We start from the raw sequence: 15,404 nt of genomic DNA, 5'->3' as shown, positions 1-15,404 counted from the left end.
ACGCCTGTTGGGGCGCCGTTGGGGGAGCGTTGGATTGACTGTCGGCAATGCGCAGCAGGCCGCTGTGTCCAGTGACGCGCAATTCGACGCTGCCTATCGTGCATTGCGCGGGGATCCGACTACCCAGTTCGATCTCACGCCCGCGCCGCCGCCTCCCGAGCCGCCGCAATGGCTCCACGATCTGGGCGAGTGGGTGATCGACGTGTTCCGCCCGGTCGCGCGCTTTCTGGGATGGATCACCAGCATGATGCCAGACTGGCCGTTCGCGCGGATATTGTTGTGGACGCTGATCGTCGTCGCCCTGGCGGCGCTGATCTGGTTCGTAGTGCGATGGGTGCGCGGCAGGGGCTGGCGCCGCAAGGGGCACGACACGGCGGACGCTGCTGACCCCGAGGAAGGCTGGGTGCCCGAGGCCGCCCCGGCGCGCGCCTGGCTCGAGGAAGCCGATGCGCTCGCCGCGCGGGGCGATTTCGGCGAAGCGGTGCACCATCTGCTGCGGCGGAGCATCGAGGATATCGAGCGCCGCCGCCCGCGGCTGGTGCGTCCCGCGCTGACGAGCCGCGACCTTGCCGCAACCGACGAGATTCCGGCGCGTGCCCGTGAACTGTTCTCCGGCATCGTCGCTACGGTGGAGCGCAGCCTTTTCGGCGAGCGACCGGTTACCGAAACCGAGTGGACCGCGACTCGCGCTGCCTATTCCGACTTCGCGCTGACGAAAAGCTGGCGCGCATGAGCGATATCGCAATCGACAAGGGCGAGCGTCGCGGCATCTTCAACCCGCTTACGGTCGGCCTGATCCTGTTGATCGGCATCGTCGGCTTCGTCGGCGTCACGGTGCTCAGCGCCTATGCGCCGGACCTGCGCTCGCAGAACCGCGTCGGGGGACATGCCTTATCCAAGGGGGCGACCGGGTTCAGCGGGCTGGTGCAACTGGCGGCTGCCACCGGCCGCAATCCGCAGATTCTGCGCGAGGAGCGGCTGTGGGAAAGCGAGGACCTGATCGTCGTCACGCCCGAAAACGCTGCGACTGACATCGGCAGGATCGGCGAGTTTCGCGAAGGCTACAGGCCGACGCTTTACATCCTGCCCAAATGGGATGTCGTGCCGGACGAGGCGCATCGCGGATGGGTCAACAGCCGCGGACTATTGCCCGAAGCGCAGCCCGAGGGCGTTTTTGCGCCGCGTTTCCATTTTGATATCCGTCGGCACGAGGAACGGCCGGCGCAGCTGATCGATGTCGACGGCATCCTGCCCGGGGGCATCGTCTTCACTATCCCGGAGAAGCTGCAGGTGATCACTGCCGCATCGGCCTATTCCGATGACTATTACGAGAATCTGGAACCGCTGATCACCGATGGCGAGGGCGGCATTGTCCTGGGGATTCAGGACAGCCGCTTCATCCTGTCGGACCCCGATCTCCTCAACAATACGGGTATGAAGGATGCGACCAATGCCGCCTCCGCGCTGGCGTTGCTCGACTGGATGAATTCCACCAATGCCGAATCGATCGGCTTCGACGTCGTCTCGAACGGGATCGGCGGGACCAAGAGCATCCTGCGGCTCGCCTTCGATCCGCCGTTTCTGGCGATGACGCTGGCGTTGGTCGCGGTCATCATCCTGCTCGGATTTCGCGCCTTCGGGCAGTTCGGCGCGCCGCAGCGGCGTCAGCGTGCGCTTGCATTCGGCAAGGCGGCGCTGGTCGACAACGGCGCGATGCTGGTGCGCAAGGCGCGGCTGACCCGCCAGATGGGCGGGCGCTATGCCCAGGTCATTCGCGACCAGGCCGTCCGCACCTTCGGCGTGTCGTCGCGTCTCGCTCCGGTGGAAGTCGACGCCTATCTCGACGGGCTGGAAGGCAAGGCGCGCTTCACGGAGCTCGCCGACGTGGCGGATGCAGCCGGCAACGACACCGAATTACTTGCCGCGGCGCGCGCGCTGCACGATTGGAAACAGGAGAAGCTGAGTGACGATTGAAGCGGTGCAGACGTTCGGCGCGGCGATCCGTGACGAAGTGGCCAAGGCCGTCGTCGGTCAGGAGGAAACGGTCGACCTGATGCTGGTGGCGCTGCTCGCGCGGGGCCATATCCTGCTCGAAGGGCCGCCGGGCACTGCCAAGACCCTGCTCGCGCGCAGCTTTGCAAAGGCGCTGGGGCTCGATTTCGGGCGTATCCAGTTCACGCCCGATCTGATGCCGGGCGACATCATCGGTACCAACTTGTTCAATTTCCAGACGTCGCAATTCGCGCTGAACCGGGGGCCGGTCTTCACCGAGATCCTGCTTGCCGACGAAATCAACCGCACGCCGCCCAAAACCCAGGCCGCGCTGCTCGAGGCGATGCAGGAACGCACCGTCACGATTGACGGCGAGACGATGGCGCTCGGCCCGCGCTTCACGGTGATCGCGACGCAGAACCCGATCGAGCAGCAGGGCGTGTATCCGCTCCCCGAAGCGCAGCTCGATCGGTTCCTGTTCAAGCAGGTCGTCGATTATCCGCCGATCGAGGAAGAACGGCGCATCATCGCCACGCACGGCGCCAACGATGTGAAGATGTCGCCCGAGCAATGGGGCGTCGAAGCCCGGGCGGACGCCGACCGCATCGCCGCCGCAGTCGATGCCGTGGGGCAAGTCAAGCTGGTCGACGAAGTCATCGATTATGTCGTCGCGCTGGTTCGTGAAACGCGTGGTGTCGCCGATCTCGAAAACGGCGCCAGCCCGCGTGCCGGCGCGATGCTGGCGGGGGCCGCGCGTGCCCGCGCCGCGCTCCAGGGGCGCGATTTCGTGATTCCCGACGATGTTAAGGCGCTGGCACCGGCATTGCTGCGCCATCGCCTGATCCTGTCGCCTGCCGCCGAAATCGACGGACGGCAGGTGGAGGACGTGCTTACCGGCATTATCGAGACGATCGAGGCGCCGCGTTGATCTATCCCACCCGGGCAGCGATATTGGTAACCGCCGCGGGCGCCCCTCTTGCGTTCGCGCTCGCCATATTCATGCCCGATCGCTGGTATGCCGGTCTTGCCTGGCCGCTTGCCGGGCTGTTGCTGACGCTGGCCGATGCGCTGGCCGGGCCGGGCGTGCGTGCCGGAAGCGCGCATGCCGTCATGCCGACTTCCATTTCGGTGGGTAGCCGGTTTCCCATTTCCGTCGATGTCGAGATCGCCGGAATGGCACCGCCGAAAAGCGCCCAAATAGGCCTTGAAGTCAGCGATATCGTCGACGGCGCGGATGCGCCGCTTGCGGTGCCGCTCGAACAGGGCCGTGGGCGCGGCGTTCGCCAGTTGGCGGCGTTGCGGCGCGGCGCGGTTACGATCCCGCAGATATGGCTGCGCTGGCGCGGCCCGCTCGGCCTGGTATGGAAACAGCGCCGGATCGCCAGCGAGTCGGGCGCCTCGATCCATCCCGATCTCGAAGCCGCGCGCGAACGCGGCGCGCAGATTTTCCAGCGGCACGCGCTGCAGGGGCTGCTCAGCCAGATGGACAATGGCGATGGCACCGATTTCGACGCGCTGGTCGAATATCAGTCGGGCATGGACCGGCGGCGGATCGACTGGAAGCAGTCGGCACGCCACACCAAGCTGCACGCCAAGGAACATCATACCGAACGCAACAGTCAGATCGTCTTCGCGGTCGATGCTGGACGCCAGATGTGCGAACCGGTTGCCGGGCTTCCCCGTGTCGACCGCGCGGTTTCGGCAATGCTGCTCAGCGCGTGGGTGGCGCTGAAACTCGGCGATCGCGTGGCAATCAGCGCGTTCGATTCCCGACCGCGACTGGTGAGCGGATTCGTCTCGGGAACACGCGGCTTCGGCGAAGTCCAGAAGATGGCCGCGCGGATCGATTACAGCGGCGACGAGACCAATTACACTTTCGCGCTGACGACGCTGGCCGGACAGCTTCAGCGGCGCTCGATGGTGGTTCTGTTCACGGAGTTCACTGATCTGATCTCGGCCGAGTTCCTGGTGCGCGGGGCGCAACGATTGTTGCGCACGCATCTGGTGCTGGTCGTCGTGCTGCGGGACGAGGAGCTCGAGACGATCGAGGAACGGCGCCCGGAGACGCCAGACGACATTACCCGCGCGGTTACAGCCGGCGCGATGCTCAAGGAGCGGCTGCTGGTGCTGACTCGGTTGCGGCATCTCGGCGCGCATGTCGTCGAGAGCGAGCATGATCGCGTCGGCGACCGGCTGGTTGCGGCCTATCTCGATCTCAAGCGGAGGAACCAGCTATGAGCGCACCGATGTCCTCCGCCCCTGTGCCCGTGGTGAATGCCACGCGCTTTCGCGCCGCCTATGAAGTCGAATGGTATCGGCTCGACGAAATTGTGACGCGGATCGAGAAAAAGTCCGTCCGGGTTGTCGATGCCGACGATCTGCTTGCCTTGCCGGTGCTCTATCGCGCGGCGCTTTCGTCGCTGTCGGTGGCGCGTGAAACCTCGCTCGATCGCGAGCTGGTCGCCTATCTCGAGCAGTTGTGCACCCGTGCCTATTTCCAGATTTACGGCGCACCGGGTGACAGCTGGCGCCAGATCGGCGCCTTTTTCGCGACCGGCTGGCCGGCTGCTGTCGCGTCGCTCTGGCGCGAGACGATCGTGTCGGTCGCGCTGATGCTGCTCGGCGCGCTGGCGGCCTATATGCTCGTCACCAACGATCCCGCATGGTTCTACAGCATCGTCCCGGAGTCGCTGGCACAGGGGCGCGACCCTTCCGCTTCGCAGGAGGTGCTGCGCGAAGTGCTTTACTCGGGCGATGGCGAGGGTGCGCTCGCCACGTTCGCGACATTCCTGTTCACGCACAATTCGCAGGTGGCGCTGTTCGCCTTTGCGCTGGGTTTCGCCTTTGCGGTGCCGACTGCGTTTCTGATGCTTTATAACGGGCTGATGCTGGGTGCGTTTTTCGCGATCTATGTGCCCAAGGGGCTGGGAGTGGCACTCGGCGGCTGGTTGTTCATTCACGGCACGACCGAGCTGTTCGCCATCGCCATAGCGGGCGCCGCGGGATTTCGGATCGGGCTGGCGGTGGCATTCCCCGGACGGATGCGGCGGCTCGATTCGGCGGTCGCGGCAGGGCGCACGGGCGGCCTGGCGATGGCGGGTGTCGTGGTGATGTTGCTTGCCGCAGGGCTGCTTGAAGGAATCGGGCGGCAGACAGTGCAAAGTGACGCGCTGCGTTATGCCATCGGCGGCACGATCCTGCTCGGCTGGCTGATATATTTCTATCTTCCTCGGCCGAATCGTGAGCGGACGCCATGAGGAGCGCGCGGCAAGCACGTTCGACCCGACGGCATTTCGTGACGCCGGAGGGAGTCGATCTCGGCCTCGACTTGGCCGGCGCGGGCGATCGTGCGGCTGCGTTTCTGATCGATGTCGTGATCATCCTCGCGATCCTGATCGGCGCGACCATCCTGCTCGGGATCATGGCGCGCGCGGCCGGTGAAACCGCCGGATCGGCGTTGATGATCATTTGGTTGCTCGGCTTTTTCGTTCTGCGGAACGCATGGTTCACACTGTTCGAATTGTCGGGCCGGGGCGCGACGCCGGGCAAGCGTATCGTCAAGCTGCGGGTGGTGGCACGCGACGGCGCGCGGCTCACCGGCGGGGCGGTATTCGTGCGTAATGCAATGCGCGAGATCGAGATATTCCTGCCGCTGACTTTCCTGGCTATGGATGCGCGAAGCAGTCAGGTGGATGCGCTGATCGTGCTGCTTGGCGTCGGCTGGACGTTCATTTTCCTGTTCTTCCCGTTGCTCAACCGGGATCGGCTGCGTGTCGGTGACATGCTGGCCGGAACCTGGGTCGTGCGGCAGGTGCAGCGCGACCTCAGCGAGGACCTGGGACGCGACACGGGCGAGCGGCAGCGGCGCGTCTTTCCCGAAGCGACGCTCGAACTCTACGGCGTTTACGAGTTGCAGACGCTTGAGGACGTGCTGCGGCGGGGCAGTGTCGATGCCGTCGCCGTCGTCGCCGATTCGATCCGCACCAAGGCCGGGCTGCCCGATGATGGCGATGACTACGGTTTTCTGTCGGACTATTATGCGGCGCTCTGCGCGCGACTGGAGCGCGGGGCGATGCTGGGACGACGGCGCGAGGACAAATCGACGCCGGTCCGGTCGTGACTGCGCTCGTCCCCCGCGAATGTGGCGCCAATCCACAGCAATGGCATCCGCGCATAGCTCGCCGCGATTGAGCGGTGTTCCGTTAGCTGTTCCAATATCCTCCAACGATTTTGATAGAGAGGATTGGAAATGGATCTGGGACTGGCCGGCGCCAATGTGTGCATCGTCGGCGCTTCGCGCGGTATCGGCAAGGCGACCGCGAAGCGTTTCGCACAGGAGGGCGCCAATGTCGCGCTGCTCGCGCGATCGGAAAAGAGCCTGGAAAAATCCGCGACCGCCTGTCGCGAGCTGGGCAGCGGCGAGGTGCTGACCAGCCAGTGCGACATGACCGATGGCGACGCGGTGAAGGCTGCGTTCGCGACGATCGGCGAGAAATTCGGCAGCCTCAACGTCCTCATCAACAATGCCGCCAATTCGGTCGGCACGCATGGTGCCTTCGCCAAGTTCGACGATGAGGAGCTGTATCTCGAGGCGTATAACCGGATCACGCTCGGCTATGTCCGCACCACGCGCGCGGCGCTGCCGCTGCTGCGCAAGGCCGACTGGGGCCGGATCGTCAACGTCTCGTCGATCTCGACCACCAAACCGCAGCCGATGCTGCATGTCTACAACATGGTCAAATCGGCGCTCAACAGCTGGAGCCAGGCGATGGCGCGCGAGCTGGGCGAGGACAATATCCTCGTCAACGTCATGTCGCCGGGTGCGATCATGGTCGAAAGCGGCAACTGGGGCGAGATCATGAATGGCTATTTCGAGAAATACGGCCTCGATCCGAAGAGCCCGCAGGATGCCTTCAAGCTCAGCAAGCTGCATTTCGGCGCCGAGGATTCGGTATGGACCAACCGCTATGGCTATACCGACGAATATGCCCGCGTGCTGACCTTCATGGGGTCGAAGGCGAACAGCTATATGAGCGGCGCCAACATCAACGTCGACGGCGGCACCAACTTTCACTGGTAAGCCGGGCAGGGGCGGCGCGCGCCGCCCCGTCATCTCTCAGACTTCGATCGCGGTCAGGCTCTCATGCGCCGATCGCTCGATCATGCCGAAGGCGCGCATGCCCTCGAAGCGATATTCGGCGCCGCCCTGATGCAGGTTGAGCCCGCCGATATCGGGATTGCCGACGCGGAAGGTGGAGAAGCGGGTGCCGGCTTCGACGCGCATCGTGCCCAGCGCGGATTCGAGTTCGAGGCTGACATCGTCTCCCTCGGCCGTGATCCGTCGCAGCCAGGGAATCACGGTCGCCTTGGCCGGGTGCAACCGCTCGCCGTCGAACACATAGGCCTGATTGAACATCGACCCGTCCTCATGCGGCGGATAGGCGATGTATCCGAAGCCGCGCCCGTCCGGGAATAGCGCCGATTGCCAGCAATGGCCGCGAAACCCCTCGAGCGGGCGGACGCTCTGCCGCTTGATGCGGATGCCGCGCCCGGAAAACTGATGCGTCTCGCCGTCGAAGGTGATCCAGCCGGTGCCGCGCACCAGCTGCTCCAGCCGCCAGCCGACGCCCATCGCCGCGGCTTCGCGCGCCTCGCGCTCGGCCATCTGAGCGACCTTTTCGGGGCTGTTGTCCTGCACCCATGCCGGCGCCGCCATTTCCAGCTCGATTTCCCATGCCAGCGCCTTGCGCCTGGCGGAGTCGAGCGTGTTGGTGATCTGTTGTTCGATCGTGCCAACCGTCACGTCGCGGTTCCAGCGGACGCGCCAGCGGCGCAAGGGTTCGATACAGCGAAATTCGAGCGGGCCGGCGCTCAGCGTATCAGCGCCGCCTTCATTGGCGCTGTCGCGTCCCGCGCCGTTCATCACGATTCCGCCCGGTGCGGTGACATTGCACTGGACGCGCGGATTGGCCCAGTTGGTCGCCTCCCGCTCGATGCCGATGCGGGGAAATCCGAACCGGCCTTCATCGTCGAAGAACCAGAAGGAGAAGCTCTCGCGCATTTCCGGGTCCGCCGGGCATGCGACGAAGAAGCGTTCGTGTTCGGCAGTCAGGCCCGAGGCCATAGGGTGGTCGGTCATGCGGCTTGCCCCTCCGGCGCGAAACGATTGGTATAGAAGGCGAAGCGTTGCGCGATCGCGTCGCGATCGAGGCCGAATTCGGCAGGGTCGGTCCGGTCATATTGCGCGGCTTCGATCGGTTGCGCCGCGCGCCATGCCAGCATCGCCGCGCGTGTTTCCGCGGTCAGTTCCTCGCCCAAAAAGGCGTAGAGCCGCGCGATCTCGCGCATCGGATCGGCCTGGAAATCGGCGAAGTGGATGTCGCAGAAACGGTGATCCTGTCCGGCATCGCGGAATGCGATCATCCGCTCCATCGCGGTTTCGCAGAAATCGACCACGCCCGCGCCGATTGCGTGCCGGTCTATATCGTCGGTGAAGCTGCCATGATATTCGAGATGCAGGTCGGAGACCGAGGGTATCACATCCTGGGGCGGGCGGTGCGTCATCACGAAACGCGCGTCGGGAAAGACCTGGTTCAGCGCGTCGATGAACAGGCTGTGCGAGGGGTTTTTGAGCCGCCAGGGCCGCACCGGCCCGTGATATTGCAGCAGTTTGAGCACGCGCTTCACATGGGCGTAGGTCGGAACGAGGTCCGCCTCATGGATCAGCCAGCGGATGTAGCCCGGCACATGGACGAAGGCCTCGAACATCTGCGATTTGAAGTCGTGCGCCATGAACAGCTGGCATTCGGTGGGCGAGGTAGCGGTTGTCGGCAGCATCGCCGTGAGGCGCGGGTGGGCTTTCGCGCGCCGCGCCATCGCCGCTTCCGCCTGTGCCAGTCGCGGGTCGTTCATTTCGGTCGCCGGATCGGGCGGCGGGCAGGGGGCCATGCTTTCCCAGGTGCGCAGCGATCGCGTGGTCCCGTCTTCGCCCAGCATGCAGGCGAGCGCCGTCGAGGCGGTGCGCGGCAGGCCTAGCCCGATCAGCGGAGCGACGATCTCCTGGTCCTCGGTTTCCGGGTGGCGGACATACCAGTCGACCACCTGCAACCGCTTTGTCAGGATATCGACGATCTGGAACTCCATGCCCATCCGGCCGCGCGCGTTGAGCCGCGCCTCGGTGTCGAGCGCGTGAAGCAGGCGATCCAGCCCCTCGCGAAATCCGTCATCACCGAAATCATCGCAGCCGGCGGCTTGTTTCGCCTTTTCCAGCAGTTGCGCGGCGCGGTCCATGTTTCTCTCCGTCCGCCATTCTTGTCATCGGCTTCGGTTTGCGGAAGGATGCGGGGAGCGGCAAGCAGGGCGCCCTATGGCTTTCGGCCTTTGCTGTGACCGCAGGACAAAAGCCGGACGAAGATCCGGGATAAGAGGATGCCTGCCATGCCCCTGGCCCCCATGCAGGTGCACCGGACGATCGACGCGCGCATCGATTGCGCTGCGGGCGAAGTCGCCCTGGTGCGCGAGCGGTTCACTGCGCCGATCGACGTGCGCGGCGAAAGCAACGATTGCCACCATCTCCAGTTATCGATGCTCCCCGCGAACGGCGCAGCGCGCAACCGGGCAGCTGGCGAGCGCCATGCGGGGCGCTTCTCTCCGCTGGGCGAGCTGTTCCTGCTGCCGGCGCATGCCGATGTCGACATTATCGGCAATTGCCGCGAACAGCGCGCGCTTGTCTGCCGACTCGATACGGCCGGTGCGGCGCGGTGGCTCGGCCAGGATTTCGAATGGACCGGTCAGCGGCTCACGCGCGGTCTGGACATTGCCAGCGGAGAGCTTCGCCGCCTGCTCTATCGCGTCGCGGCGGAGCTGGAATCGCCTGGTTTCGCCGGCCGGATCCTGATCGACGCGCTGGTAACGCAGGCCTGTGTCGAGCTGGGGCGCATTATTCGCGGTGTCTCCGATGATAGCGTTTCCGGCGGCCTGACACCGCGGCGGCTGGCGATCGTGGAGCAGGAAATCGCGCGCGATCCCGGCGGAGCCAGTGTCGCGCGGATCGCGGCGGCCTGCGGGCTTTCGACTCGCCAGCTCAGCCGGGCATTTCACGAAACGCGCGGCGAAACGCTCGCCGCGCATATCGCCGCTGAGCGGATCGCGCATGCCTGTGCGATGCTGCGCAACGGGGCGAGCGTCAAACAGGCGGCAGCCGAAGCGGGATATGGCGCACCGAGCAATTTCGCGACTGCCTTTCGTCGCGAAATGGGGTGTTCGCCGAAGGAATTTCGGGCGCGCGCCGCCGCCGACTGAACGTCGCTGTCAGTCGAATGCGATCGTGATGGTGAAGCGTAACGGGCCATCTCCCAGTTCTGCGGGCGGCGGTGGCATCGGCCCGGCGCGGTTTAGCGTGCGCAGCGCCAGCCGGTCGAGCATCGGATTGCCGCTGCTCGTATCGATTGCGATATCCTGGACACTGCCCGAACGGGTAACGGTAAAGCCAACGCGCACCTCGCCGCGCATGCGGATACCGCGCGGTAGGCGCGCATCGATATGACGCCACAGCGCGGCGCTGTAGCGGTCACGCAGCGCATCGGTGTTGGCTGGCGCAGCGCTGGGCGAGGGGAGCGGTGGCGTGACTTGCACCGGTCTTGCATCGGGGAGTTTCGGTGCCGCAAGGGCGGGAGCCGGGGTTGGCGGGGGCGACGGCGCGGCGGTCCTTCGTGGCACGTCGGCCGGGACGGGCTCGGAAAGCGGTGTCGCGGGGCGGGGCGCCGCTTCGGTTCGGCGCGGGCGTTCCTTTGGCGGCTGTTTCGGCTCGGACCGACGCTGGGGTTCGGCCGTGAAAACGCGGAGCACTGGCTGCTCGATCTGCTCGAAGCGCGGCGGACCGGCGAGCGCCAGCAGCGACGCAAGCGACGCGGTGACCATCACCGCGCCGCCCGTGCCGAACCAGCGCTGGCCGGCCGGGGGACGATAGCCGTCCCCGGGTCCGTGCCGATCAGAAGGACTTGCTGAGCGAGACATTGAAGCTCCGCCCGCGACCTGGCACCGGACGCAGCGTGCCCGTCGCCTTGAAGTCGCCAAGCGATACGCCTCCGAGCGGCAGCGCATATTCGCTGTCGAACAGGTTGCTCACATCGATGCCAAGCCGGAACCCGTCGACGGTATAGCCGGCGCCGATATTGGCGAGGACATAGCCGTCGGTCGGCGGCTCGTTGCGTGTGAGGTCCACACGGTTCTTGTCGGCCACCGCCTGCAGTTCCAGATGCCCGTCGAACCCGTTGTCGCCAGCGTAGTGCAGGCCGAGCGACGCGTTGAACGGCATCTGGTGATAGAGCGGGTCGTCATCGGCGAGGTTGTCGCCATGCAGCCAGCTCGCGCTTGCATCGAGCGTCAGGCGGCTTCCCGCATCAGTGCGCAGCAATTCGACGGCCCCCGACACGTCCAGCCCATAGAAGCGCGCCTCGCGATTGGCGAATTGCAACTGCACGAAGCCGGTCGGCATGCCCATCATGTCGGTCAGTTCGGCAAGCTTCACCACATCGATATAGTCGGCGACATGCGTGTAATAGGGCGAGATGCGCAGCGACCACGGCATGTCGCCCGCGCCGCTGAACGTCACCGCCGCGCTCACCGTATCGGCGCGCTCTGGATCGAGGTTGAGATTGCCGACATAGCCATTGCCGTCACCGAACCAGCCGATCATCCGGCTCGCCATCGATCCGCGCCCCCAGGCATAGCGTTCGTAGAGATTGGGTGAACGCACCTTGTGCGCATAGCCAAGTTCGAACGCGAAGCCCTTGGCGGCATCCCATTCGAGCAGCGCCGATCCGCTCCAGTTGCTGTCGTGCCGCTCGCGGTCGGCGGCGTTGAACGCCGCGGCTGCCGCAACATCCGCCATCTGCATCATGCCGGTGCCATAGGGGGCAACGTCCCCGGTGTTCATCCACAGCTGATCGTTGCGCAGCCCGATGGTGGTGCTGAGCGCATCGCTCCACTGCGCCTCCCATTCGGCATAGCTGCCCAGACGATCGCGATTGGCGTCGTTGATGTTGATGAAGCTGTTCGGCCCCATCATCATGTTGCCCGGCACCGGCGGCCACCATTCGGTGAGCCACTGATGGTGAAATTCGCTGCCGAGCCGGATCGTGCCGCGGCTGGACACCGGGAGCGAGACGCCGAGCCGGTATCCCGCCGTATGGCCTTCGCCGAGCATCGGCATGCCGCCCGAGGCGGTCCCGCCCTTGTCGTCGAGGAAATTCATCTCGTGGTCGGTATCGCGATAGTGGACCGCCAGATCGACATCGCCCCAGCCGAAATAGCCTTGATAGCGGCCATTGAGGAACCAGGACCTGTTGTCGGTCATGTCCATATATTGGTTGGGAAAGCCTTCGTACGGCGCGCGCTGGATGCCGCCGCGCAGCGTGAACAGGCCCAGGCCTGTAAGTGCGCCGAAGGTCAGGCTGTGATCGGTCTTGGCATATTCGCTCGACCGGACGATGCCGGCATTGCCGCCGCCTTCATGGTTTTCCGACTGGGTATAGCTGCCGTCATAGGTCAGGCTGATACTGTCGGTGGCGACCGTCACATTCGCCGCGCCGCCGAAATCATCGCCGTTCGAACGATAGAAAGCCGATGCGCGGCCCGTGACCAGCGTCCCATCCGGCCCCGCGAATTGCGGATCGGCGGTGTTCACCGATATGGCGCCGCCGATGCTGTCGCCGCCCATGCTGACGGGCGTCACGCCGGTCAGCACCGAAACGCTCTCCACTGTCTGCGGGTGGGTATAGGACAGCGGCGGGTTCATGTTGTTGGGGCAGACCTCGTCGATGCTGACGCCATCGACCAGGATCGATACTCGCCCGCTATCGAGCCCGCGTATCGTGGGAAGGCTGGATACGCCGCCCGCGCCGAATGCATCGACGCCCGGGATGCGAGTGATGGTTTCGGCAGTGTCGCTGCTGCGCGCGGAACTGCGCTCGATTTCGCTACGGTCCAGCGTCGTGCCGCTTGTCGGGTCAGAGCTGATCTGCACCGGGGGCAGGGCGGTCGCCTCTTGCGCATAAGCGGGAAGGGCAAGCATCGCCGCGCCGGAAATCAGCGCAAGGCGCAGCGCCGCGACGCGGCGGCGCGTGGGAATGGTCGTCATGGATAGTCACTCATCTGCATGCGCGCCGCAGTGATCCGCGGGCGCGATCCGAAAAATGGCGCACGACCGTGATCGGCCGCACGCGCGAGGAAGTTTCAGACGGTGTGCAGGGGTGGCGCGTGGCTCGGTGGCGGCGGGGCCGACAGGCCGGTGCCCGGCCGGACGAAATCGGTCAGCGGGGCGGGCGTGTACGCAACATAGGCGATGCTCGGCGCCGGCGGCGAGATCAGATCGGGCAGCTGCTGCGGCGCCTGATGCCCGGCAAAGGGGCAGTTCTCGCGCGGGTCGCGCTGGCCCTGATCATCCGGCGAATGTCCGAAGCGCTTGGCTTCCTCGATCGTCAGCACTCTGGTCACCGGGCCCGTGCCGGTACAGATCGAAATGACCATGCTGTTGTCGGCTGCCCGCGCCGGCATGAACCCCGGCGGCACGACGGCCGTGAGCGCGATCGCCGCAAAGGCGAGCACCCGCAGCACGCGGCCGATCAGTCCGGTTCGGATATGGTCGATGCCCATCGGATCATGTCGCTAGGGCCCGGGCCAAACCGGTGCAATATCTATTGTACCGGTGCCTGTCGGTTTCACGCCGCCACTTTCCGGCGCTCCGCCATTTCTTCGTTGAGCATTTCCGCAAGCAGGAACGCCAGTTCGATGCTCTGCCCCGCGTTCAACCGCGGGTCGCAATGGGTGTGGTAGCGGGCTTCGAGATCGGCCTCGCCGATGTCGATCATGCCGCCGGTGCATTCGGTGACGTCCTGCCCGGTCATCTCGCAATGGATGCCGCCGCCGAACGTTCCTTCGGCGCGGTGGACGGCGAAGAAACCGCGCACTTCGGCGAGGATGCGGTCGAAGGGCCGTGTCTTGTAGCCGTTGGCGGCCTTGATGACGTTGCCGTGCATCGGGTCGCAGCTCCACACCACCGGATGGCCCTCGCGCTTCACCGCGCGGACCAGCCTGGGCAGCCCGTCCTCGATCTTCTCATGCCCGTAGCGGGTGATCAGCGTGATGCGGCCGGGGATGCGCGCGGGGTTCAGCGTGTCGAGCAGGCGCAGCAGTTCGTCGGGCTCGAGGCTCGGGCCGCATTTCATCCCGATCGGATTGCCGATGCCGCGCAGATATTCGACATGCGCCGATCCCTCGAACCGCGTGCGGTCGCCGATCCAGAGCATGTGCGCGCTGGTGTCGTACCATTGCCCGGTCAGGCTGTCCTCGCGGGTGAGCGCCTGCTCATAGGGGAGCAGCAGCGCCTCGTGGCTCGTATAGAAATCGGTCGCCTTGAGCTGGGGCACGCTGTCGGCGTCGATGCCGCACGCTTCCATGAAGTCGAGCGCTTCGCCAATCCGGTCGGCGACGTCGCTGAATCGCGCGGCCCAGGGGCTGCGGCCCATGAAATCGAGCGTCCATTTATGGACCTGCTGGAGATTGGCGTATCCGCCCTGCGCGAAGGCGCGCAGCAGGTTGAGCGTCGCGGCCGACTGGCTGTAGCCCTGCAGCATCCGCTGCGGATCGGGGATGCGCGCTTCCGGCGTGAAGGCACTTCCGTTGATGATGTCTCCGCGATAGCTGGGCAGCTCGACCCCGCCGATCGTCTCCGTGGGAGCCGAGCGCGGCTTGGCGAACTGCCCGGCCATGCGGCCCACCTTCACCGTCGGGAGCTTTGACGCGAAGGTGAGCACCACCGCCATCTGAAGGATGACGCGGAAGGTGTCGCGGATATTGTTGGGGTGAAACTCGGCGAAGCTTTCGGCGCAGTCGCCGCCCTGGAGCAGGAACGCCTTGCCCTCGGCGACGCGCGCCAGTTCCTCGGTCAGCTGCCGCGCCTCGCCGGCGAAAACGAGCGGCGGGAAGCTGGCGAGCTGGCCGGTCGCGGCGCTCAGCGCTTCGGCGTCGGGATATTCGGGCAGCTGGCGCGCCTCGTGCGACTTCCAGCTTTCGGGGGTCCATTTGTTCATGGCGTCCTCTCCGGGACGATAGGGGACGAACCAATCGGCGTGATGGGCGATGCCGTTGGCGGCGATCTGGTTGACGACGGCGCGGCTGGCGCGTTTGCCATGCTCCTCCCAGCCCTGAACGGTGGAGCCCGGTGCGTCATACCAGGCGCCGAACGCTGCGCGGGTGAGCGCGCGTTCTTCGCGGAATTTCCGAATCTTGTAGCCAGCGAGTGTCGTCATGGGAGGAGCGCTTTACTCGCAGGGGGTAAAGCAGCGCAACCCCTTTTGAGTAATTCGATGAAAGCGGCTCCAGCGAGGGTGCCCCGGACGCTGACGCAGTGC

14 protein-coding genes are annotated in these 15,404 nt (G+C 65.5%); 8 read left to right on the top strand and 6 right to left on the bottom strand.

Features of this window, described 5'->3' with window-relative positions:
* Positions 1-34 precede the first annotated feature (34 nt).
* The 7 genes from G5C33_RS13335 to G5C33_RS13305 all read left to right on the top strand — a co-directional run bounded on the left by G5C33_RS13335 (position 35) and on the right by G5C33_RS13305 (position 7,072).
* Positions 35-733, top strand: a complete 699-nt coding sequence (locus tag G5C33_RS13335; protein ID WP_165327666.1) for a DUF4129 domain-containing protein — start codon at positions 35-37, stop codon at positions 731-733.
* Positions 730-1,974 carry a hypothetical protein gene (locus tag G5C33_RS13330; RefSeq protein WP_165327665.1) on the top strand — a complete coding sequence of 415 codons (1,245 nt, stop codon included), beginning with the start codon at positions 730-732 and terminating at the stop codon, positions 1,972-1,974. The genes G5C33_RS13335 and G5C33_RS13330 overlap by 4 nt, the downstream gene beginning before the upstream one ends.
* Positions 1,964-2,920 (top strand): AAA family ATPase, encoded by a 957-nt coding sequence (locus G5C33_RS13325; RefSeq protein ID WP_165327664.1) that lies wholly within the window; start codon positions 1,964-1,966, stop codon positions 2,918-2,920. Before G5C33_RS13330 ends, G5C33_RS13325 begins: the two co-directional genes overlap by 11 nt.
* Positions 2,917-4,230 carry a DUF58 domain-containing protein gene (locus G5C33_RS13320; protein WP_165327663.1) on the top strand — a complete coding sequence of 438 codons (1,314 nt, stop codon included), beginning with the start codon at positions 2,917-2,919 and terminating at the stop codon, positions 4,228-4,230. Before G5C33_RS13325 ends, G5C33_RS13320 begins: the two co-directional genes overlap by 4 nt.
* Positions 4,227-5,249: a stage II sporulation protein M gene (locus G5C33_RS13315; protein WP_165327662.1), complete on the top strand. Its 1,023-nt coding sequence runs from the start codon at positions 4,227-4,229 to the stop codon at positions 5,247-5,249. Before G5C33_RS13320 ends, G5C33_RS13315 begins: the two co-directional genes overlap by 4 nt.
* Complete coding sequence (locus tag G5C33_RS13310) at positions 5,246-6,112, top strand: RDD family protein (protein WP_165327661.1); 867 nt, start codon at positions 5,246-5,248, stop codon at positions 6,110-6,112. Before G5C33_RS13315 ends, G5C33_RS13310 begins: the two co-directional genes overlap by 4 nt.
* 129 nt (positions 6,113-6,241) lie before the next feature.
* Complete coding sequence (locus G5C33_RS13305) at positions 6,242-7,072, top strand: SDR family NAD(P)-dependent oxidoreductase (RefSeq protein ID WP_165327660.1); 831 nt, start codon at positions 6,242-6,244, stop codon at positions 7,070-7,072.
* 36 nt (positions 7,073-7,108) lie between these two features.
* On the opposite strand, the gene G5C33_RS13300 is transcribed toward G5C33_RS13305, so the two are convergent.
* Together G5C33_RS13300 and G5C33_RS13295 are read right to left on the bottom strand one after the other, a co-directional pair.
* Positions 7,109-8,131 carry a hypothetical protein gene (locus G5C33_RS13300; protein ID WP_165327659.1) on the bottom strand — a complete coding sequence of 341 codons (1,023 nt, stop codon included), beginning with the start codon at positions 8,129-8,131 and terminating at the stop codon, positions 7,109-7,111.
* The gene (locus tag G5C33_RS13295; protein WP_165327658.1) at positions 8,128-9,282 is read right to left on the bottom strand and encodes a sulfotransferase family protein; all 1,155 of its coding nucleotides are present in this window, start codon (positions 9,280-9,282) and stop codon (positions 8,128-8,130) included. Before G5C33_RS13295 ends, G5C33_RS13300 begins: the two co-directional genes overlap by 4 nt.
* Before the next feature lie 147 nt (positions 9,283-9,429).
* Here G5C33_RS13295 and G5C33_RS13290 point away from each other — a divergent pair, with 147 nt between their 5' ends.
* A complete protein-coding gene (locus tag G5C33_RS13290) occupies positions 9,430-10,293 on the top strand; it encodes a helix-turn-helix transcriptional regulator (protein WP_165327657.1) in 864 nt (287 codons plus the stop codon).
* Between the two features lie 9 nt (positions 10,294-10,302).
* Here G5C33_RS13290 and G5C33_RS13285 read toward each other — a convergent pair whose 3' ends face one another.
* The 4 genes from G5C33_RS13285 to G5C33_RS13270 form a co-directional block, all read right to left on the bottom strand.
* On the bottom strand, positions 10,303-11,007 hold the full coding sequence (locus tag G5C33_RS13285) for an energy transducer TonB family protein (RefSeq protein ID WP_228275067.1): 705 nt from the start codon (positions 11,005-11,007) through the stop codon (positions 10,303-10,305).
* Positions 10,982-13,132 carry a TonB-dependent receptor gene (locus G5C33_RS13280; protein ID WP_206518564.1) on the bottom strand — a complete coding sequence of 717 codons (2,151 nt, stop codon included), beginning with the start codon at positions 13,130-13,132 and terminating at the stop codon, positions 10,982-10,984. The genes G5C33_RS13285 and G5C33_RS13280 overlap by 26 nt, the downstream gene beginning before the upstream one ends.
* Before the next feature lie 95 nt (positions 13,133-13,227).
* Complete coding sequence (locus tag G5C33_RS13275) at positions 13,228-13,647, bottom strand: DUF2946 family protein (RefSeq protein ID WP_165327656.1); 420 nt, start codon at positions 13,645-13,647, stop codon at positions 13,228-13,230.
* Positions 13,648-13,712: 65 nt separating this feature from the next.
* Positions 13,713-15,302 (bottom strand): class II 3-deoxy-7-phosphoheptulonate synthase, encoded by a 1,590-nt coding sequence (locus tag G5C33_RS13270; protein WP_165327655.1) that lies wholly within the window; start codon positions 15,300-15,302, stop codon positions 13,713-13,715.
* Positions 15,303-15,404 lie beyond the last annotated feature (102 nt).

This window comes from Sphingosinithalassobacter tenebrarum (genome assembly GCF_011057975.1).
Taxonomy (GTDB): domain Bacteria; phylum Pseudomonadota; class Alphaproteobacteria; order Sphingomonadales; family Sphingomonadaceae; genus Sphingomonas; species Sphingomonas tenebrarum.
This window is presented reverse-complemented; position numbering and strand designations above follow the sequence as displayed.

Bases quoted from the DNA above. Each gene is read 5' to 3' on its own strand.
- G5C33_RS13330 (WP_165327665.1), top strand. From the start codon at position 730: ATGAGCGATATCGCAATCGACAAGGGCGAGCGTCGCGGCATCTTCAAC.
- G5C33_RS13315 (WP_165327662.1), top strand. From the start codon at position 4,227: ATGAGCGCACCGATGTCCTCCGCCCCTGTGCCCGTGGTGAATGCCACG.
- G5C33_RS13310 (WP_165327661.1), top strand. From the start codon at position 5,246: ATGAGGAGCGCGCGGCAAGCACGTTCGACCCGACGGCATTTCGTGACG.
- G5C33_RS13305 (WP_165327660.1), top strand. From the start codon at position 6,242: ATGGATCTGGGACTGGCCGGCGCCAATGTGTGCATCGTCGGCGCTTCG.
- G5C33_RS13300 (WP_165327659.1), bottom strand. From the start codon at position 8,131: ATGACCGACCACCCTATGGCCTCGGGCCTGACTGCCGAACACGAACGC.
- G5C33_RS13295 (WP_165327658.1), bottom strand. From the start codon at position 9,282: ATGGACCGCGCCGCGCAACTGCTGGAAAAGGCGAAACAAGCCGCCGGC.
- G5C33_RS13290 (WP_165327657.1), top strand. From the start codon at position 9,430: ATGCCCCTGGCCCCCATGCAGGTGCACCGGACGATCGACGCGCGCATC.
- G5C33_RS13285 (WP_228275067.1), bottom strand. From the start codon at position 11,007: ATGTCTCGCTCAGCAAGTCCTTCTGATCGGCACGGACCCGGGGACGGC.
- G5C33_RS13280 (WP_206518564.1), bottom strand. From the start codon at position 13,132: ATGACGACCATTCCCACGCGCCGCCGCGTCGCGGCGCTGCGCCTTGCG.
- G5C33_RS13275 (WP_165327656.1), bottom strand. From the start codon at position 13,647: ATGGGCATCGACCATATCCGAACCGGACTGATCGGCCGCGTGCTGCGG.
- G5C33_RS13270 (WP_165327655.1), bottom strand. From the start codon at position 15,302: ATGACGACACTCGCTGGCTACAAGATTCGGAAATTCCGCGAAGAACGC.